Raw genomic sequence first — 20,575 nt, forward strand, 5'->3', positions numbered from 1 at the left:
CCACCCCAGCATGGAGGTGGACGACTACTTGCGCAGGAGGTTGATGGTGTAGGCGTCCGATTCCTTCTTCTGGACGAAGGCCGTCACCGTCAGCGTGGGAGGATTGCTCTCGTTGGTGTAGGTCACCTGCGAGCCGCTCATGCCGCGGATGAACACGTCATACTGCCCCGGCCGCAGGTACTTGTAGAGGATGGGAGCGCCCGTGCAGGACTGCGCGTCGCCGTCCTCCCCGTAGACGAGCTTGCCCGTCACCCGGTCACGCATGTTGATGCGCACCCCCGTGACGCCCGCCTGCTCACAGGTCTTCTTCGTGGCGCCGTCGAGCAAGTCCCAGCGCAGCGACATGCCGCCCACCATCCAGAGCGTGTAGGACACCGAGATGGGGCTGCCCGCCTGCGTCGTCAGCGTCCCGCTACGGTAGTAGTAGGGCGTCGCACCCGAGCTGGTGACGTTCATGCCCACGAACTCGATGGTGTGGTTGCCGGGCGCCAGGAAGGGCGAGGACACCTGCTTGCCCCCGATGCCGTCCTCACATGCCAGGCGCGCCCACTCCCCGTTGTCGATGCGCACGTCCACGTGGGTCACCCCCGCCTGGGCACAGGTGGGGTTGGAGTTGTTGGTGTTGCCCTCGAAGGACCAGGAGACGTAGGCGAAGGAGCTGCCGCCGCCCTGGGGGGTGAGGTTGACGTTCACCCGGGTCTCGCCGTTCACCGTGAAGTCGCCGCTGGCCCGGTAGAGCACCTTGTTGTCGTAGCCCACCGCCTCCAGCGTGTAGCTGTAGGTCCGGGGCAGGAAGTCGTGCAGCACGATGCCATCCGACCCCCCGGTGTTGCAGGCGTACACGCCGCCATTGTGGAGCGTCTCACCGGGGATGGAGATGCGGATGCTCTTCACGTCGGGCACGTCCGCGCACCGGCCCGCCCCGATGTTGGCGAACGTCCAGAGGAAGATGACGTCTCCGGGATAGGTCGGATCGGGCCGCGGCTGACTCGGCGACGGCGTGTAGCAGCAGGGGCCGTCATCATCCCTGTCGACGATGATGCAGCCCGAACCGGCCATGGTCAGACAGAGGAATGCGAGAAGGATTCTGGCGTTCATGGAAGCGCTCTCGGGTGGGGAAGGGGAGAGCGGGCGTTCAGCCCGCCACACTTCTCCCTGGACTCCCCATTCCGGGAATTATTCATTTCGTTCGACGCAGCAACCAACCAACCCCCCTCCCTCCGGGCTTTGTTTGACCCACCCGGACCCAGGTGTTACGGCCTGCACCCCATGCTGATGCCCCGCTTCCCCCTGGCGCTTGGCGCCATGAACTACGTGCAGATCCTCCAGGACGCGTCCTTCCTGGAGCTGGGTGTCCTGGGCCTGCTCATGGTCGTCTCCGTGGCCTCCTGGGCGCTCATCGCCCTCAAGGCGACCCAGCTCGCGCGTGCCCGGAGCCAGTCCCTCACCTTCCTCGACACCTTCTGGAAGGCCTCCCGTCTGGAGACCATCTACCAGGACGCGCAGAAGCTCGAGGGCTCGCCGCTGTCCAAGGTGTTCTGCGCCGGGTACGAGGAGCTGACCAAGCTCGCCCAGGCGAAGGAGGGCGCCAATGGCGCCATGGCCGAGCGGCTCGGCGGCATCGAGAACGTGGAGCGGGCACTCAACCGGGCCTCCACCAATCAGCTCACGGACCTGGAGGCACGCGTGTCCTTCCTGGGCACGGTGGGCTCGGCCGCGCCCTTCGTGGGCCTGTTCGGCACGGTCATCGGCATCCTCAACGCCTTCAACTCCATCGCCGAGCAGGGCAACGCCACGCTCGCCACGGTGGCCGCTCCCGTGGGCAACGCGCTGTTCGCCACCGCCGCCGGCCTCTTCGCCGCCATCCCCGCGGTGGTCGCCTACAACTCGTTCGTCAGCCGCATCAAGGTGTTCGACACGGAGATGGCCAACTTCTCCGCGGACTTCCTCAACATCGTCAAGCGGCACTTCTTCCGCTAGGGAGCACGGCACACCATGGGCATGGGCTCCAACTCCAACAAGGGAAGTGGCCGCGTCACCATGAGCGAGATCAACGTCACGCCCATGGTGGACGTGATGCTGGTGCTGCTCATCATCTTCATGGTGACCGCGCCCCTCATCCAGCAGGGCGTCAAGGTGAACCTGCCCGAGGCGCGCGCCGCCGCGGTGGAGGCCTCCGACAAGAAGCTCGTGCTGTCCATCGACGCGCAGCGGCGCGTGTACCTCGGCGAGGCCGAGGTGCTCATGGCCGAGTTGGAGAAGAAGCTCGCCACCAACGCCAAGGCCCAGGCGGACAAGGAGCTCTACCTCCACGCGGATCGGGACGTGCCCTACGGCGTGGTGGTGGACGTCATGGCCGCCGCGCAGCGCGCGGGCATCACCAACGTGGGGATGATCACCGATCCCTCCGCGGGCGGCCGGGCCTCGGCCTCCAGCAAGGGAAAGAAGGAGGCGCGACGCTAGCCCCATGCATCCCGCCGCCAATCAGAGCCTGCTCGCCTCGCGTCCCTCGCGCGTGGGCCGCTTCCTGGGCTTCTCCCTCGCGGGCCACGCCCTGGTCCTGGCCGCCGTGGGCGTGTACACCACCTGGTTCCAGGCGCCTCCCCTGAAGCTGGAGCAGACGCCCATCCGCGCCACCCTGGTGCGCCTGGGCAAGCCCCGGGACGAGAAGCTCCTGCCGCGCAAGGAACAACCCCCGCCGCCGCCTCCCAAGAAGGTGGAGGCGCCGCCCTCGCCCACGCCCCCGCCGCCCGAGCCTCCCAAGGAGGCCGTGGCCATCCCGAGCCTCAAGCCGGAGCCCGCGCCCAAGCCCGCCCCCCAGCGCGGAGAGACCCAGGGCGAGAACCGCCGCGATCGGCTCTTCGGGGCCTTCGACAAGCTCGCCAAGCCCTCCAAGCAGGAGGAAGACCCCGAGGGCGCCGAGGATGGCGACCCCAATGGCGACGCGGCCAAGGCCGAAGGCGAGCGCTACTTCGGCCTCATCTCCTCGCAGGTGCGCCGCCACTACAACGTCGCGGACACCATCCCCGACAACGAACGGCTGATGCTCAAGGCCCAGGTGGCCATGCGCCTGGGCCGCGCCGGAGAGGTGCTCGAGGCACGGCTGGCCAAGGCCAGCGGCAATACCCTCTTCGACTCGGCCGTGCTGTCCGCGGTGAAGAAGGCCTCCCCCTTCTCTCCTCCCCCCGATCCCTTGCGCGACATGCTGCAGAAGAGCGGCATCGTCCTGGAGTTCAGTCCGTGAACGTGAAAGCCCTCCTCGTCTCCCTGGTGTTGTCGTTGCCGCTCGCGGCGCTCGCCCAGGCGCCCGTCATCCAGATCTCCGGCGCCACCTTCCAGCCCCTTCCGCTCGCCCTCTCCACGCCCCTCACCCAGGGCGGCGAACTCAAGTCCTCCGCCGCCGCGGTGGATGACGCGCTCCTGTTCGACCTGCGCGCCTCGGGCCTCTTCCAGGTGCTCGACCGGGCCAGCTTCCTCGCCGACGCCAAGGAAGGCATGACGGCGGGCAGCATCAACTTCGCGCGCTGGGCGGACGTGGGCGCCGAGGCCCTGGTGAAGTACACCCTCACGCGCGAGGGCGACGAGCTCAAGGCCGAGGCGCGCGTGTTCAACGTGGGCAACGGCCGCGAGGAGTTCAAGACGGCCCAGAGCGGCCCCACCGCGCAGCCCTCGCAGCTCGCCCACAAGGTCGCCGACGCCATCTACCGCCACTACACCCGCGAGCCGAGCCCGTTCCTCGTCCCCATCACCTACGTGCGCAAGTCGGGCACCAACAAGGACGTGTGGGTGGCGGACTGGGATGGCCGCAACGCCCGGCAGCTCTCCCGGGGTGGCATCAACGTGCTGCCGGCGCTCGGGCCGGATGGCCAGGTGGGCTACACCTCGTACCAGGGTGGCAAGCCGGACCTGTACGTCCACAAGCCGGGCGCGGACGCGGTCCGGCTCAAGACGAGCGAGGGCCAGATGGCCACCGGCATCGCCTTCTCGCCGGATGGCAAGCGCGTGGCCTACGCCCTGGCGGATGACGACAGCACCCAGATCTGGGTCGCGGGCGCCAATGGCGAGGGCGCCCGGCAGCTCACCGACACGCGCTTCGGCATCAACACCAGCCCCGCCTGGTCTCCGGATGGCAAGCGCATCGCCTTCGTGTCCAACCGCGGGGGCTCGCCCCAGGTGTACGTGATGAACGCGGATGGCTCCGGCGTGCGGCGCCTCACCTTCCAGGGCAACTACAACCAGACGCCGAACTGGTCGCCGCGCGGCGACCTCATCGCCTTCACCGCGCGCGACGAGCGCAACGCCTTCGATCTCTTCACCGTCCACGTGGACACCGGAAAGATCACCCGCCTCACCCAGGACCAGGCCAACAACGAGGAGCCGAGCTTCTCGCCCAACGGGCGCCTCGTGCTCTTCACCTCCACGCGCAACGGCCCCTCGCAGCTCTTCGTCATGACGGCCGAAGGCAACAACCCCCTGCCCCTGCCCGGCCAGGACAAGGCCGCGCTCACCACGCCCGACTGGGGCCGTTAAGCGCTCCCTCCCGAGGGGGACTGCGTCTACACTCCCCGGCCCCATGGACCGGTCCCCCCTTCGAGCCCACTGGGCGCTCGACCCCGAAACACTCTTCCTCAACCACGGCTCCTTCGGCGCCTGCCCCACCCGGGTGCTCGAGGAGCAGTCCCGGCTGCGCGCGCGCATGGAAGCCAATCCCGTGCGCTTCCTCCACCGCGACCTGCCGGACCTCGCCGACGCGGCCCGCGGCGCGCTCGCGGACTTCCTCGACGCCAACCCGGACGAACTGGCCTTCGTCCCCAACGCCACCACCGGCGTCAACACCGTGCTGCGCTCGCTGCGCTTCGCCCCCGGCGACGAGCTGCTCACCACCGACCACGAGTACAACGCCTCGCGCAACGCGCTCGACTTCGTGGCCCAGCACTGGGGCGTGCAGGTGGTGGTCGCGAAGCTGCCCTGGCCCACCCCCTCCCCCCAGGCCGTGGTGGACGCGGTGCTCGCGCGCGTCACCGAGCGCACCCGGCTCCTTCTCATCGATCACATCACCAGCCAGACGGGCATGATCCTCCCCGTGGCCTCGCTCGTGCGCACGCTGCGCTCGCGCGGCGTGGAGACGCTCGTGGATGGGGCGCACGGACCCGGTCAGATTCCCCTGTCCCTGCGCGAGCTGGGCGCCGCGTACTACACCGGCAACTGCCACAAGTGGCTGTGCGCGCCCAAGGGCGCCGCCTTCCTCCACGTGCGCCGAGATGCGCAGGCGCTCATCCGCCCCCTCGTCATCAGTCACGGGTACAACTCGCGGCGCGAGGATCGCTCGCGCTTCCGCCTGGACTTCGACTGGCTCGGCACGAACGACCCCACCCCCTTCCTGTGCATCCCCAAGGCGATTGAAGTCATGGCGGGCCTGGTGCCCGGCGGCTGGCCCGAGGTGATGGCCCGCAATCGCGCCCTGGCTCTCTCCGCGAGAACCCTGCTCCACCAACGACTGGGCGGCGCCCCCCGCTGCCCCGAGGACATGGTGGGCAGCATGGCCACCGTGGCCCTCCCGGACGGCTTCCCCGAGGAGCCCTCCGTGCTCGGGTTGGATCCACTCCAGGAGCGGCTCTTCCTCGAGCACCGGATCGAAGTGCCCATCACGCCCTGGCCCCGGGCCCCCCAGCGTCACGTGCGCGTGTCGGCCCAGCTCTACAACTCGCTCGCCGAGTACCAGCGGCTGGCGGAAGCTTTGGAGGCGCTGCCACGCTGAGTAAGCTGCGCTGAATGCCTCGATACGCCACCATCGACGTGGGGACCAACTCGGTCCTCCTGCTCGTCGCCGACCGCCATCCCGATGGCCGCTTCCACGCCGTGCAGGAGCGCGCGGAAATCACCCGTCTGGGACGCGGCGTGGACCAGAGCCGCCGCCTGTCCCCCGAGGGAATGGAGACCACCCTCCAGGTGCTGACCGACTTCGCCGACGAGGCCCGGCGCCTGGGTGCCGAGGCCATCGCCGTGTCCGCCACCAGCGCGGCGCGCGACGCGGAGAATGGCGCCGAGTTCCTCGCCGCCGCCCGCACGCGCGCCGGAGTCACCGTGGAGATCATCCCCGGAGAGCTGGAGGCCCAGCTGTCCTTCACCGCGGCGTACGCGGACTTCGGACGCACGGCGCGCGGTCCCCTCGTCGTGGTGGACATCGGCGGAGGCTCCACCGAGTTCATCTACGGGGACACCGCGGGCAAGGTGACCTTCCGCCACAGCTTCGACGTGGGCTCGGTGCGCATGACCGAGCGCTACGTGCGCGCCGATCCCCCCTCCGCCGAGGACCGGACCCGCGTGGAAGCGCACCTGCGCGAGACATTCTCCTCGCTGCCGCCCTGTCCCCCGGGTGCCCAGCTCGTGGGCATCGCCGGCACGGTGACCACCCTGTTCACCGTGCGCCACGCCATCGATCCGTATGACGCCAGGCGGGTGCATGGAGGCACGTTGTCGCTCGCGGAGCTGGACGCGCTGGTGGACTGCCTGTGCCAGAAGCCCCTCGCCGAGCGCCAGAAGCTGCCCGGCCTGCAACCCAAGCGCGCCGACGTGATTCCCGCCGGAGCCCTCATCCTGCGCGAGTGCCTGCGGGCGCTCCGGCTGGACAACTGCCTCGTGAGTGATCGCGGCCTGCGCTGGGGCCTGCTCGCGCACCGCTTCGGAGCCACCTCTTGAGCCCGCCCGTCGCCGTGGCGTCCCCGGCCGCCGCCCCCAACAGCACCTACGCGCTGTTCATCCTCTCGCTCATCAACCTGGTCAACTACCTCGACCGGTACATCGTCACGGTCGCCCTGCCCCACATCCAGCGCGACTTCCAGCTCGACAACACCCAGGCGGGACTGCTCGGCAGCTTCTTCATGGTGGTGTTCATGCTGGCCTCGCCCATCAGCGGCTTCCTGGGCGACCGCGTCCCGCGCCGCTTCCTGGTGGCCGGAGGCGTGCTGCTCTGGAGCCTCGCCACGGGGGCCTCGGGACTGGCGAGCACCTTCGCCGCGCTGATGGTGGCGCGTGCGTGCGTGGGCATCGGCGAGGCGGGCTATGGCGCGGTGGCCCCCTCCATCATCTCCGACCTCTTCCCGCGCGAGCAGCGCACGCGCGTGTTGTCCGTCTTCTACATCGCCATCCCCGTGGGCGCGGCGGCCGGCTACGGACTCGGCGGTTGGTTGAGCAACGCCTACTCGTGGCACGTGGCCTTCTACGCCGGAGGCGTGCCGGGCATCATCCTCGCCGTCATGGCCTTCTTCATGCCCGAGCCCCAGCGCGGCGCCATGGATGGTCCGGACGCCCAGAAGAAGCTGCCCTTCCTCGTGGGCCTCAAGGGCCTGGGGCGCAACCCCGCCTTCTGGTGGACCACGAGCGGCTACACCCTGATGACGTTCTCCATCGGCGGACTGGCCTTCTGGCTGCCCTCCTTCCTCGTCAACGAGCGGGGAATGGCGCTGGATCGAGCGGGCTTCCTGTCCGGGGCGGTCACCGCGCTCGCGGGCCTGACGGGGACGATGGCGGGCGGCTGGCTGGGAGACCGGATGGATCAGCGGATGCCGGGCGGAGGTCTGCGCCTGTCGGGCGTGGGGCTGCTGCTCGCCGCGCCGCTCATGGTCCTGGCGGTGAAGGTGTCGGCGCACGCCCCCATGTTCGCCATCATCTTCATGGCCCAGTTCCTCATCTTCCTCAACAGCGGGCCCATCAACGCGGCCATCGTCAACGGCGTGCCCCCCGCCTTCCGCGCCTTCGCCATGGGGCTCAACGTCCTCTTCATCCACATGCTGGGCGACGCCCTGTCCCCCACGGTGATTGGTAAGCTGGCGGACGTCAGCAGCCTCGCCGTGGCCATCCAGGTGAACGCGATTCCCGTGCTTCTGGGAGGGCTCGCGCTATTGATGGCGGGCAAGGCGTTCCGGCATGTAAACGACTGAGAACCGGGCTCCTCCCGGTTCCCCTCACCCAGGAGTAGTCCGTGAGCAGCCTGCTCTTCTCCCCGTTGCGCCTGCGCGGGGTCACGTTGAAGAACCGAATCGTCGTCTCGCCCATGTGCCAGTACTCGAGCGAGGACGGTTTCGCGAACGACTGGCACTTCGTCCACCTGGGCTCCCGGGCCGTGGGCGGCGCGGGGCTCATCATCCTCGAGGCCAGTGCCGTCGAGGCCATCGGCCGCATCAGCCCGCAGGACCTCGGCATCTACAAGGACGAGCACGTCGAGCCGCTCGCGCGCATCGTGAAGTTCCTCCACGAGCAGGGCTCGGTGGCGGGCATCCAGCTCGCGCACGCGGGGCGCAAGGCCTCCTCGAGCCCTCCCTGGATGGGCGGAGCGCCCATCGCCTCCACCGCCCAGGGAGGTTGGACCCCTGTCTCCGCCAGTGGCCTCCCGTTCGACCCGAGGAACCCGGTGGTGCCCACGGCGCTCGACGAGACGGGCATCCAACGCATCATCCGCTCCTTCGCCGAGGCAACCGACCGCGCCCGGGCCGCGGGCTTCCGGGTGGTGGAGATCCACGGCGCGCACGGCTACCTGCTGCACGAGTTCTTCTCCCCGCTGTCCAACCAGCGCACGGATCGCTACGGCGGCTCCTTCGAGAACCGCACGCGGCTCATCCGCGAGGTGACCCGCGCGGTGCGCCAGCGCTGGCCCGAGGAGCTGCCGATCTTCGTGCGACTGTCCGCCACGGACTGGGTCGAGGAAGGCTGGTCGGTGGAAGACTCGGTGGCGCTCGCGAAGCTGCTCAAGGAGGATGGCGCGGACCTCATCGACTGCTCCTCGGGAGGCGCCGTGCCCGGGGTGAGGATTCCCGCCGGGCCGGGCTACCAGGTGCCCCTGTCCGAGCGCGTGCGCCGCGAGGCGGACATCGCCACGGGCGCCGTGGGCTTCATCCAATCCGCCTTCCAGGCCGAGAGCACCTTGCGCACCGGGCAGGCGGACGTCGTGCTGCTCGCGCGCGAGCTGCTGCGCGACCCCTACTGGCCCCTGCACGCGGCGAAGGAGCTGTACACCCAGGTGGCGTGGCCGAAGCAGTACGAGCGCGCGCAGAACTGAGCCGGCGGGAACTCAGCGCGAGCCCAGGCTGCCTGGCCGAAGGCCGAAGTGCGAGAGCAGCAGGTGCTCGCGCTCCTCGGCCGCTCCGAGCCAGCGCTCCACGCAATGTCCTCCCTCCGAGAGGATGAGCCGCTCGCCGCGCAGGGTCACCCGGCCCCGGGGCGTCTTGCGCGTGCAGAGCAGCTCCCGGCGCAGGGGCGACCCGGGCGGCGGGTAGTCCCGGCCGAGCGCCACGACGTCCTCCCACCGCCTCGGCTCCCGGGAGAACGTGTAGAGCCACGGGCACGAGCCGTCCGGCTCCTCGCGAGCGAGGACCCACTCCTCACCCTGGGGCTCCAGGAGGAACATCCGCCCCGCCGTGGGCCAGCGTCCGGGGACCAGGGGCAGGGGCTCGTCGAAGGCCTCCCCGAAGCCCACGTCCACGAGCCACTTCTCCTCCAGGGTGACTTCCAGGACGAGGTGCGCGAACCCGGGCGCCATGGGCCACTCGCCCGAGGCGGACACCCGCGCCGCCAGATACGTCACCTGGAAACCCAGCTCGCGCAGCAGCGCGGCGAACAGGCCATTGAGCTCGAAGCCCAACCCTCCCCGGTTGCCCCGCACGAGCTTGTCGAAGAGCGCCTCCTCCTCGAGCACCATGGGTCGGCCGCCGAGCACGTCGAGGTTCTCGAAGGGAAGTGCCTCGAGATGCTGGAGGTGCAGGCGCCGCAACGTCTCCAGCGTGGGCCGTAACGGACCTCGGTAACCCATCCGCTGAAGGTAGTGACCGAGATCCATGGCACGCATCAGCATAGAGCCCGCGCGCCACGCGCCCAAATCCGGGCCGGTTCCCACACTCCCGGGATGTCGACTGTCTACCGGCCGTTCTTGCGGACGGACAGCTCCACGATGAAGTCGGGCCCGCCCTGTGCGCGGCCCTCGGCCCACTCCAGCACCCCGGGCCGATCGTCCCCGGCCCACAGGCCCAGCAGCTCGTACGTCATCCACTGGGCGAGCGAGCGCGCCACCCGCTGCGCGCCCTCGCGCGACACCGTCGACAACGAGCCCTGCGCGTCCATCAGCCCGCGCACCAGCCTCGCCGGAATCATCCAGCACTCGGCGCGCAGCGCGGGCGGCACCAGGAACAGACAGACGGAGGACTCGCTCCGGCCCAGCACCGCGTCCACCTGCTCGCGCGCCAGCCGCAGGTTCGGCGCCCACTGGCCCTCGCCCCGCTGCTCCAGCTTGCGCGCCTGCACGAGCACCGCGCGCTTCGTCGTGAGGAAGCCCTCCACCTCCACCGTCAGCACGAAGCCCAGCTCCACTCCCGCGGGCCTCGTCCCCTCCACGACCTCCGTCCCCTGCCCCGCGTCCTCCCGGCGCCGGTACTGGAAGCCCAGCTCCAGGGGCACGGGCTGTCCCTGCGCGAGGAGGATCGACAGGTCCGAGCGGATGCTGTCCACCTCGTTCTTCAAGTCCTCCAGCAGCCGGGAGACCAGGACGGACTCGTCCTCCCGGAAGTGCTCCGGATAGCGCGCGGAGAAGTCCCGCTCCACGCGGCCGAAGGCGCCCAGGAGCAGCTCCTCCAGGTCCCGATCCCGCAGCCACGTCCGGCCGCCCCCGAGCGTCAGGGCTCCGGCGGAGCGCAGATGCCGCAAGGCGCCCGTCAGGGTCGCGGGCGTCTCCGGCTCGGAGGACTCGGGCCCCGCCGCGAGCCACGCGTTGATGGCCCGCACGCGGAAGCGCACCCGCGTGGAGGGATGATCTCCCAGCCGGCGCAGGAGCCTGCGATCCGTGGACGTCTTCACCAGCGACAGCGTCACCAGCTCGGCCTCGGAGGCGGCCGCGTCCGGCGCGCACCAAAGGACGAACTCCATGGCCGCCTTGCGCAGCACGGGCTTCTTCGCATAACGGCGCGTCACCTCCTGCCGCCACGCCGCCAGCTCGTCCGCGCCGGGCCGGTGCTCCGACTCCATGCGGGGCCACAGCTCCGCGCACTCCTCGGCGAGCCACTCCAGGGCGTCCGCCACCGGCAGGCTCCGCACCCGCTCGCGTGCCCGGTTGCGGCACTCGAAGGCATCCTCCGCGCCCTGGCGCAGCGCCACCCGGAACAGCCGCTCCTCCACCCACAACAACACGAGCGCCAGCCCTGGCTCGGCCTTGGGCACCAGCCGCTCCCAGCAGGTGTCCACCACCCGCCGATGCCTCGCGAACTCCCGATCCTCGTGGAGGCTGGCCACCACCGCGTTCAGGGACGCGCGCAGGCCCTCCACCGGCGGCTCGAAGGAGACCAGCACCTCACTGAGGTTGTCGATGACCGCCACCGCGCCTCCCTCCTCCAGGTTCCGGGCGAGCAGCAGGCCCGCCCGCGTGCACCAGCGCGCCTCGCGCTTGCCGTGCGCGTAACACCCCAGGAAGCCGCGCAGCTCACCCGGGCCCCGCGCCGAGGCCACGAGCTGGAAGAGCTTCTCCTCGAGGATGTCGCGGCACTCGCGCCAGGGAATCTTCGCCGCCCGCTCGCGGATGAAGGCCACCAGCTTGTCACGACCCTCGCGCAGGTGCGGCAGCAGCTCCCGGAGCTGATCCAACCGGCCGATGAGCCGCTTGTCCGAGCCCAGCAGCGTCTTCAGGTCCACCGCCACCGTGTCGTTGAAGCACAGCACCCGACCGTCGAACGTGCAGCGCACGCCGCTCACCAGGCGCCGCAGCTCGTCGGGGTGGCGCTTGAGGTAGCGCGCGACCACCTTGGACAGCTCGGCGTCCATCTCGCGCGTGAGCGGCTCGACCGCCTCGCCCTGTCCACCACCGCGCAGCGCCTGGACGAGCTGATCCTGCCGGGAGAGCAACCGCTGGAGCAGCTCGCGGGGCGCCTCCGAATAGGGCCACAGCAGCTCACCCGAGTGGACCAGCAGGAACAACAGCTCTCCGGGAGAGCGCGGGCCCACGTCCAGCCGGGCCCAGGTGGCCGCCTGCGCCCGCTCGCGCTCCTCCAGGGTGGCCCGCCGCACCCAGTCGGCGAGCTGCTCGGCCCACTGGGGACGCGATGCGAGGACCGCGTCGGCGGGAGCGCCCGAGGCCTGCTCGTAGAGCGCCTGGAGGGAATCAGGCCAGTGGGGATCGACGGAAGACATGTGCCGCTTACCGCCCTGGTATCACATCCGGCGTCGCGGCAGCAGACGCCAACCTCGGGTGGTACTCCCCCGCCAGCCGCTCCACCTGCTCCGCCAGTCCTCCTCCCTCGGCGAGCAGGCGGGCCTTGAGCCGCGCCCGGTTGCCCAGGGTGAAGAACACGGACACGTCATGCCGCACGACGCCCCAGCGCTCGGAGAAGTACAGCGTGAGGAGCGCGAGCGGAGGAACACCCAGCAGCACCGCCACTCCCACCGGCGCCCCGAGCCACAGCCACGCCCCCACCGTGAGCGCCGCCCACCACACCGCCGACGTCACCGCCGCCGCGAGGAACTTCACCGTCGCCTGCACGTCCAGCTCCGCGTTGCGGCTCGCCCAGCGCGGAAACAGGTAGGGCACGTAGAACAGACACAGCCCCACGAGCGACAGGGGCAGGCCCACCACGAGCAACAACAGGTTCTTCAGCGCGAAGCGCGCCACGGGCCCGGGCTGGTACTCCAGCGAGAGATCCGCGGGGTCCGCGCGCACCAGGGACAGGTGGCGCTGGAAGGTCATCATCTGGCCGCGCACCCGCTCGAAGCGCTCGGGCTCTTCCGCGCGGAACAGCTCGAGTCCCCGCGCCCAGTAGCGCAGCCGCTCCGGATCCTTCGCCTGCTTCTGGCGCAGGGCGTAGAGGTCCTCGGCGAGTTGGATGAGCGGCAGGTCCTCCCACTTGTCCAGGTTGAGGGTGACGGCGCGCAGTGCTCCGGCGATGCGCTCGGTGAGCGCGCGCACCGAGGCGGCCTCGTCCGCGCCGTCCGCGGGCAGGAAGTCGCGCACGTCGATGGGGGTGCCCACCTCGATGAGCACCTCGCTGCGGAACAGGTGCTTGTCCGCGTACGTGAGGCCCACCGGGACGATGCGCACGGCGGCCCCCTGCTTCGCCGCCCCGAGCGCGATGCGCGCCGCGCCCGTCTTCAGCTCCGCGAGCCCGGGCTCCGAGTGGCTCTTGCCCTCGGGAAAGAGGGTGATGGCCCGGCCCGCCACGAGCGCTCCGCGCGCCGCGTCCAGCGTGCCCTCGTTGCGGCCCATCTGCGTGGGGTCGTCCTGCTTGCGGTACACGGGCAGCGCCCCGAGCCCCCGCAGCAACGCGCCGATCACCGGAATGCGGAAGAGCGGCTCCTTGGCGAGGAACGTCACCTGCCGGCGCGTGAGGATGAAGACGAGCGCGGGATCGATGAGCCCGTTGGGGTGATTGCCCACGAAGATGACGGGCCCCTCGGTCTCTGCCTGGGGGGCATGCACCTTCACCCGGTAGAAGAGCCGCAGCAACAGCGCCACCACCGTCCGTACGAAGCTGTAGAACACGCGCGCAGTGTACACCGGGCGGCGCGGGGCCCAATCGTCCCCTCCCCCAGGGGCCCCGGCCCGGAACCGGAGGGCTCAGAACGCGCCGATGCTGAAGTGGATCTGCCCCCAGGGCTCGTTGAGCACCTCGTCCGGGTCCAGGTTGATGCCCACGTCGAAGGCGAGTGGGCCCACGGGCGTCACGTAGCGGAAGCCGGCGCCCACCGTGTAGCGCAGCGTGGAGAACCGGTAGGCCGTCCAGTCCAGCCAGAGGTTGCCCGCCTCCAGGAAGAGACCCAGGTCGAACGAGGAACGCACGGGGATGCGCAGCTCCGTCTTGGCCAGGGTGAACAGCTCACCGCCCTCGCTCACGGGCGGCTGCCCCGCGAGCAGGGTCAGCAGCTCCGCGCTACAACCCGCCGGCTGGATGAGCGAGCGGCAATCGGCCACCTGACTCCGCAACTGCGTGCGCCGGTCCTCGCCGAGGATGCCGTCCTCGCGGAAGCCACGCAGGTTGCTGGAGCCGCCCAGGAAGAAGCGCTTGGAGCCGATGACCCGGGCGTCCTTCTCCAACGGCAGGATGATGCCCGCGCGAACCGACACCGCCAGCACCGTTCCCGAAGGCAGGGGCGCGTACACGCTCGCGTTCCCCGAGAGTTTCGCGTTGTGCAGGGGCAACGCCTCCAGCGGGGTGCCGCTGCTCGTGGTTTCGTACGATTGCAGATCCCTCATCCACTCGGCGCTGGTGGACACCAACAAGCCCTTGTGCGGATTGGCCGGGTTGTCGCGCAGATCCACCGCCGCGGAGGCGCGCAACGAATGCAGGATGAAGAAGCCGTAGGGGAAGCGCAGCCGCTCCTGGTCCGCCCGATTCAGCGTGGCGAGTGGGCGGGCGCCGGCCTGCAGCACGTTGCCCTCCAGCTCGTACTGGAGCGTGGCGTTCAACCAGCGTGTCACCGACCAGTCCAGGCCCGTCACCGCGGCGACCCGGGAGGACAGATAGGAGGGTCGCTGCACGCGCTCGGTGATGAGATCCAGCCGCGCGCCGACCTCCAGGGGTTGCAGGCCGTAGAGCCGCGGCAGCACCGCCGACAACACGGCACGCCCGCCGAAGTCATTCATCCACGGCGCCGGAGCCGGACACTCCTCGGGCACCTTCTCGCACGTCACCCGGAGCGCGTTCGCCTTCTCCACGCCCTGGGTGCTCCACCCCACGTAGTTGAGCTTCAACCGGGCGGACAGGTTGAGGCCGCGGCCATCCACGTTCGTGCGGGCCGCGTCCAGCACCAGGCGCGGACCTTCCGACAGGAAGTAGCCCCCGGCGATCTCTCCCTCCCAGCGCGGGCGCTCGCGCACCTCCACGACGATGTCCTTGCTCGCCTCCGGCACCTCCGGCTTGTCCAGCCGCACCGTCACCTGCCGGAAGATGTTGAGCAGCGCGAGCCGGCGCTGGCTCTCCACGAGCTTGTCCGGCACCACCACCTCGTCTTCCTTGAGGCGCACCGTGGCGCGCACCACGTCTTCCTCGGTCCGCACCAGGCCGCGCACGAGGATGCGGCCCACCGTCACCCGGGGCCCGGGCTCCATCCGGAAGAGCAGCGACACGCCCTCCGCTCCCGGCGTGGGCTCGGCCTCCACGCGGGCGAAGAGATAGCCCTGGCGGCCCAGCTCGGTGACGAGCTCCCGCCGGCCGGACTCCACCGTGTCGGGGTTGAGCGCCTCGCCGGGCGCCACGTGCACGAAGCGTTGGCCCTCGAAGCCCGGGGGACCGCCCTCCAGACGCACCGCCGCCACGCGCAGGGGCGTGCCCTCATGCACCTCGAACCACGCCTCGGCGAGGCCCCGGGTCAGGCTCTCGCGCATGCGGGTGAAGCGCACGTGGGCCTCCAGGAAGCCTCGCTCCCGGTACGCCTCCGTCATCGCCTCCGCGGCGTCCCGGTACGCCTCCTCGACGAAGACGATGGCCGGATCCAACAACCACTCGCCCGGTCCCCGGCGCGAGCCCTCCGGCCCCATCTCCGCCACGCCCCGCAGGCGCGGCGGCGTGCCCGGCTGGGGCGTGCTGGCCCGCAGACGCTCGGTGAGAATCTCGCGCAGCGCCTCGCTGGACAGGACCGTGTTGCCCCGGAAGTGCACCCGGCTCACGCGCAGCACGGGCCCCTCCTCGATGTCGAAGGCGAGCACCGCCGCCTCGCCCTGGGGATGCACCAGCTCGCGCGGCTCCACGTGCACGGAATGAAAGCCCCGGTAGAGGTAGAAGAGCTCGAGCCGCCGCGCCAGCCGCGCCACCGTCGCCGAGTCCAGGGGCTCCGCGCCCTCGTAGGCGAGCACCCGCCTGAGCAGCGCGTCCGCGAAGTGATGGTTGCCGTGGAAGTGGAGGCTGAAGCGCGGCCCGGCGGACAGGGGCACCACCACGGTCGCCGCACCCGCCGCTTCATCGAGGATCGGCCGGCCCACGCTGGCGCGCCAGTGGCCGCGCTCGCGCAGCAGGGTGCGCAGCCGCTCGAGACCCGCGTCCAACCCTCCCCGGTCCAGCACCCCGCCCACGCGCAGGCCCAGCGTGGCGAGCAGCTCGGACAGGGGCAGCCCCGGACTGCCCGTCACCGACACGGCCGCCACCTGCGTGGGCCGGCCCTCGAAGACGGTGAAGACGAGCGCCACGCCGCCAGTCTCCTGCTCACGCGTGAGCTCGATGCGGGCCTCGTTGTAGCCCTGACGCCCGTAGGCCCGGGCCATGCCCTCGAGGGCCGCCTCCAGGCGCTCCTCGTCGAGCCGCTGGCCCACGACGATGCCCCGCGCCTCGAGCACGTCCAGGAGCGCCTCGTCCGAGAGGACGACATTGCCCTCCACGGAGAGGCGCAGCAGGGGTTGAACGGGCGTGAGCTCGAACACCACGCGCACGCCCCCGGGCACGTCCACCGAGCGCACGACGATGTCGGAGAAGCGCTCGCTCGCCCACAACCGCTCCACCGAGCGCCGCACGGCGCGGGCCGAGAGGGCCTGGCCCTTGCGGACCGCCACCAACGTCGAGAGTCCCTGGGTGTCCGCGTTACCCGGCAGGTGCAGCTCCACGCTCACGACCGTGGGGGTATCCGGCTGCGCCAGCGCGCGCGGGGACAGCAGCCACAGGACGAACGTCAGCGCTACTCGGACTCCCAGCCCAGCTTGAGCTCGAGTCCAAGGTTTCCGAGGGGGCTGAGGGCGTTCTCGCTGTGCTCGTTGTCCCACTGAAGCTGCGCGGAGAGGCGGTTGTCGAAGCGGTACTCGGCACGAGCTCGGGTGCCGCGCCCGCTCACGGGCTGTGAGAGCCCAATCTTAAGCTGCTCGGTGAGGAACTTCGACTCCAACCGTGCCGTGGGCTCGGCCTGCTGGGTGACGTCGTTGTAAGTGGTGGAGATCTGCAGGGACAGATCCTTGATGACCGGGTTGCTGGGAAGGAAGCGCTTCACCTGCCGGTCCAGGCCGGACATGTTGAAGAAGGCCTCGGCGGCGAGCCCCACGCCAGCCGAGGTGGCCGTCTCCCGATCCGTGCTCATGAAGCCCAGGGTGAGCAGCGACAGCACGTCGCCCTCGGGCAGAGCCGGCTCGGAGGTGAGCAGCACCTGAGGCGCGGCGGGACGGCCGAAGGCGTGCAATTTCACCTGGTATTCGCGCACCTGGGACTGGGCGCGCAGGTCGAACACCGGATCAATGCCATACCGGTCCTGGAATTCAATCTGACCGCGGGTGATGGTGAACTGGTTGTTGCGGAAGAAGGCCTGGCTGTCCGCGTCGGTCTCCACCGTGCCGAGCACGCCCGGGCGCGCATTGGTCCCGGTGAGGTCCAGGGAGCCGAACAGCCGGGCCCGGGCCAGGTTGTTGTCCACGTACACGTCACGCAGGTTCAACCTGACGTCCAGGGTCAGGTACTCGCGAGGACGCTCGGTGGTGGGGGAAGGCAGCACGATGCGCCGGGACAGCCGCTTGAGGATGTCCTCCAGTTCCAGGCCGCGACGGTAGCGCAAACCGAGGATGTCCAGCACGCCACCCAGCCGCAGCGCCTCCGGCGTGCCGGTGAGAGACAACTCCCCGGTGGTGGTGAAGGGCAGGTCCTCGTGGAAGCGCATGGACACCTCGGTGAGATGCACGTCCAGCAACACCTCCTTGGGCTGGAAGTCGTCCAGACGCACCTGCCCCTTGGCCTTGACCTGGCCCTCGTTGAGCGTGCCCTTCAGCTCATCGAGGAGGATCCGCTGCTCGGTGAACTGCACCAGTCCGGATACCGACCGGGCCGCCATCGGCTGGTCGCGCAGGGACAGCCGGGCGTCGGAAATGAGGGCCGAGCCCTCCAGGGATGGACGGTCCGGCCTGCCACTGGCCACGGCGCTGAACTCCACGCGCCCCGCGGTGCGCGTGAACATCGGCGCGAGCGACTCCAGCAGGCGCAGGTCCATGGCGCCCTGAAGGAAGAACTCCATCTGCTCGGGAGTGGCCCAGCCGCTGGCGGACAGCGTGGTGTCCTGACCGCGCAAGGTGAAGGAGGGGACCACCAGCCGCCCGTTCGCGTAGTCGAGAACGATGGGCCCTTCGTTCTCGGCCGAGATGTCCTCACGCGACAGGGCGAGCCGCTCCACCTTGGCCTTGAGCAGGAGCGCATCCGTGTCGCGCAACGCGCCCTGGGCCTGGACCACCGCCTTGATCGAGCCGGACACCCCCTGGGTGAAGGCATTGGCGGGCAGCAGGGGACGGATCTCCGGCAGCTCCAGCGTCACCAGGGCCTCGAAGGGATAGGGCTCCTTGAGGCGCAGGGACAGCACGCCACTCGTGTCGCGCGAGGGACGGCCCACCACCTGCAGCTCGCGGCCCTCGAGCCGGGCCTCCAGGTCCATGTTGCCGAGGTCGCGCTCGGCGAACGTCACCCGGGGTCCCCACACCCGCGCCATCGTCACCGGCACGTCCGTGTCACCCGACACCGTGCCCTCCAGCGCCAGCATCCCCTCCACGCCCAGGCGCCGGGCCGACTCCGGGCCGACGAGCTCCGCCAGGGACAGACGCTCCCCGCCGAACCGGTAGTCCAGCCGGCCCTTGTCCGGCCCGGAGAGGAAGAAGGAGCCCTCCACCCAGGTGAGGCCCAGCGCTCCCTCCAGCGCCGTGCGCTCGAGCACCATGGCCCCGCTCCGGTCGAAGCGCAGCCGCGTCGAGCCATCCCCCATGTGGCGCCCGTAGTAGGTGGTGTTGCGGAAGTCCAGGGCGACCAGTCCCTCGAACTGCTCCAGCGGGCTGTCGATCTCCACGCGGCCCGAGGCCTCGCCCACCAGCGGCCCCTGCAGGAGGGAGACGTTGGGGTGCATCGGGGCGATGAAGTCGATGAGATCCTCGGTGCGGCCGCGCGGCACCTCCACCTCGGTGCGCAGGTGCAGGGAACGGCCGAAGGTGAGCGCCGCGTTGCCGAAGTACTGGGTGCGCCCCTTCTGGCCGGAGAACATGGGCAGGCCCAGCACCTTGTCCTGGTACGTCACCTTGCCCTGCACCACGCCCAGGTCGAAGTTCCAGAACTCGAAGTCGCGCAGGGACAGGTCCGCGCCGATGCGCACCTTCGTGTAGGGGCCCTCGACGGTGGTGCTCACCGAGCCACGTCCCGCCCACGCGAGCTGGGCGATGTGGCCGAAGTCCGACAGGTCCACGTCCCCCCGGACATCCACCAGCAGGCCCCGTTGGGTATCGAAGAAGAGCGTGGCGCCACCGCCGAGGCGCGAGCGGCCCGAGTCGATCTGCATGTCGGAGAAGGTGACGCGGTCGGACAGCAGCGACACCCGCGTGCGCGCGTGGCCCTGCGCGTAGGTGAGGAAGGTGCGTCCGCGATCCGCCGGCGCATCGAAGGCGCGCGAGGCGAGCATGAAGCGGCCGTGGGACAGGTCCAGGTCACCCGAGAGCTGGAGCCTGGGCAGGAGCGTGCCGGACAGTCGGGCCTTGGCCGTCGTGATGGGGAAGTCCACCCAGGAGCCCGGAACACCGGCCTTCTCCAGGATGCGGCCGAACGACGCGTCATGGACATCCAACACCAGCGAGACGGGCAGGCCCGAGCGCAGCGCGAGCGAGCCGGTGATGCGCGCGTCTCCCGCGCCGATGGGCAGCCGCAGCTCCTCGAGCGTCACCGTCTCGCCGGAGTAGATGAGCCGCGCGGTGAACGTGCCCGGAGAGTACTTCCCATACGCGAGCCCGCTGCCCGACAGCTCCGCGGACACGGTGGGCGCGGCCGGAGGACCATTCACCGTCAGGCGCGTCCAGAGGTGGCCCTGGGCGGGCCTGGGCAACAACCCCGAGCGCGACAGCGTGCGCAGCGGCAGGAACAGCTGGGCATCGAGCGCGAGGTTCGGCTCGCACAGCCGCTCCACCCGCCCGGAGATGTTCACCGTCGCCTCGTCGAGCGCCACCTCGCCCCGGTCCACCTCCAGCAACTGCTCCTCCACGTCCAGGGCGCCCGACACGGCCAGACGTCCCAGGGCGAGCTCCTGTCCGGGCCCCAGCCGCACGAGGCCCCGCCGAGCCTCCACCTCGAATTCCTCCTCGCCCCAGCGCTCGCGCAGGTTCACGTCCAGCTCGGACAGCTCCACCTGCCGGCCACCGGGCAGCAGCAACCGCACCTCCGCGCCGGTGAGGCTCAGCCGAGCCAGACTCAACCGGCGCAGGGGCACGAGCGGGCACACGCCCGGCTCACTCCGGGGCGCCCGCGGGCGCGTCAGGTCCAACGCGAGCCGGGGCCGGCTCACGCGCACGAGATCGATGGCGAACTGACCCGAGAAGAGGTTGGGCAGGCCGAGCTGCACCTCGGCCTGGTCCGCGGCGAACAGGGGCGGGTCGCTCTTGCCGGGCTCGGAGACGGACACGCCGCGCAGCACGAGCCGCTGGCCGAGCGGATCCACCTCGCACTCCCCAATGCCCACGTCCAGGCCGAGCAGCGCGGGCAACTGGCGCCGCGCCTGGGCGCAGACGGTGTCCCAGGCCGTGCGCGTACGCAGCAGCAACACCGTCCCCACGACGAGCGCGAGGACGATGAGCCACGCGGGAATGCGCCGCGCGCCCTGCTGCCTGTTCCTTGGGGCCAAA

14 protein-coding genes are annotated in these 20,575 nt (G+C 70.4%); 8 read left to right on the forward strand and 6 right to left on the reverse strand.

What is annotated here, in order from left to right:
* Nucleotides 1–24: 24 nt before the first annotated feature.
* Entirely contained in the window at nt 25–1,098 is a 1,074-nt protein-coding gene (locus CYFUS_RS40535; RefSeq protein ID WP_157758940.1) for a hypothetical protein, read from the reverse strand.
* 174 nt (nt 1,099–1,272) lie between these two features.
* Between CYFUS_RS40535 and CYFUS_RS40540 the strand changes: the two genes are divergently transcribed.
* From CYFUS_RS40540 to CYFUS_RS40575, 8 genes are read left to right on the forward strand one after another with little or no spacing between them, the layout of a single operon-like run.
* Complete coding sequence (locus CYFUS_RS40540; RefSeq protein ID WP_095992517.1) at nt 1,273–1,980, forward strand: MotA/TolQ/ExbB proton channel family protein; 708 nt, start codon at nt 1,273–1,275, stop codon at nt 1,978–1,980.
* 15 nt (nt 1,981–1,995) lie between these two features.
* Nucleotides 1,996–2,463, forward strand: coding sequence for a protein TolR (gene tolR / locus CYFUS_RS40545; protein ID WP_002631873.1), 468 nt, complete (start codon nt 1,996–1,998; stop codon nt 2,461–2,463).
* 4 nt (nt 2,464–2,467) lie between these two features.
* Nucleotides 2,468–3,244: an energy transducer TonB gene (locus tag CYFUS_RS40550; protein WP_095990080.1), complete on the forward strand. Its 777-nt coding sequence runs from the start codon at nt 2,468–2,470 to the stop codon at nt 3,242–3,244.
* 2 nt (nt 3,245–3,246) lie between these two features.
* Nucleotides 3,247–4,530, forward strand: coding sequence for a DPP IV N-terminal domain-containing protein (locus CYFUS_RS40555; protein ID WP_095992518.1), 1,284 nt, complete (start codon nt 3,247–3,249; stop codon nt 4,528–4,530).
* A gap of 43 nt (nt 4,531–4,573) precedes the next feature.
* Nucleotides 4,574–5,758, forward strand: a complete 1,185-nt coding sequence (locus CYFUS_RS40560) for an aminotransferase class V-fold PLP-dependent enzyme (RefSeq protein ID WP_095990081.1) — start codon at nt 4,574–4,576, stop codon at nt 5,756–5,758.
* Nucleotides 5,759–5,772: 14 nt separating this feature from the next.
* Nucleotides 5,773–6,699, forward strand: coding sequence for a Ppx/GppA phosphatase family protein (locus tag CYFUS_RS40565; RefSeq protein ID WP_095990082.1), 927 nt, complete (start codon nt 5,773–5,775; stop codon nt 6,697–6,699).
* Entirely contained in the window at nt 6,696–7,940 is a 1,245-nt protein-coding gene (locus CYFUS_RS40570) for a spinster family MFS transporter (RefSeq protein ID WP_095990083.1), read from the forward strand. Before CYFUS_RS40565 ends, CYFUS_RS40570 begins: the two co-directional genes overlap by 4 nt.
* Before the next feature lie 41 nt (nt 7,941–7,981).
* On the forward strand, nt 7,982–9,055 hold the full coding sequence (locus tag CYFUS_RS40575; protein WP_095990084.1) for an NADH:flavin oxidoreductase/NADH oxidase: 1,074 nt from the start codon (nt 7,982–7,984) through the stop codon (nt 9,053–9,055).
* A gap of 12 nt (nt 9,056–9,067) precedes the next feature.
* Here CYFUS_RS40575 and CYFUS_RS40580 read toward each other — a convergent pair whose 3' ends face one another.
* The 5 genes from CYFUS_RS40580 to CYFUS_RS40600 all read right to left on the reverse strand — a co-directional run bounded on the left by CYFUS_RS40580 (nt 9,068) and on the right by CYFUS_RS40600 (nt 20,574).
* Complete coding sequence (locus tag CYFUS_RS40580; RefSeq protein ID WP_157758941.1) at nt 9,068–9,832, reverse strand: arylamine N-acetyltransferase family protein; 765 nt, start codon at nt 9,830–9,832, stop codon at nt 9,068–9,070.
* Between the two features lie 77 nt (nt 9,833–9,909).
* Nucleotides 9,910–12,165 (reverse strand): hypothetical protein, encoded by a 2,256-nt coding sequence (locus CYFUS_RS40585; RefSeq protein WP_095990086.1) that lies wholly within the window; start codon nt 12,163–12,165, stop codon nt 9,910–9,912.
* Nucleotides 12,166–12,172: 7 nt separating this feature from the next.
* The gene (locus CYFUS_RS40590) at nt 12,173–13,510 is read right to left on the reverse strand and encodes a lysophospholipid acyltransferase family protein (RefSeq protein WP_095992519.1); all 1,338 of its coding nucleotides are present in this window, start codon (nt 13,508–13,510) and stop codon (nt 12,173–12,175) included.
* Between the two features lie 75 nt (nt 13,511–13,585).
* Nucleotides 13,586–16,567, reverse strand: a complete 2,982-nt coding sequence (locus tag CYFUS_RS40595) for a POTRA domain-containing protein (RefSeq protein WP_095990087.1) — start codon at nt 16,565–16,567, stop codon at nt 13,586–13,588.
* 65 nt (nt 16,568–16,632) lie between these two features.
* The gene (locus CYFUS_RS40600) at nt 16,633–20,574 is read right to left on the reverse strand and encodes a translocation/assembly module TamB domain-containing protein (RefSeq protein ID WP_095990088.1); all 3,942 of its coding nucleotides are present in this window, start codon (nt 20,572–20,574) and stop codon (nt 16,633–16,635) included.
* Between the last annotated feature and the right edge of the window lies 1 nt (nt 20,575).

Source organism: Cystobacter fuscus (assembly GCF_002305875.1).
Classification (GTDB): domain Bacteria; phylum Myxococcota; class Myxococcia; order Myxococcales; family Myxococcaceae; genus Cystobacter; species Cystobacter fuscus_A.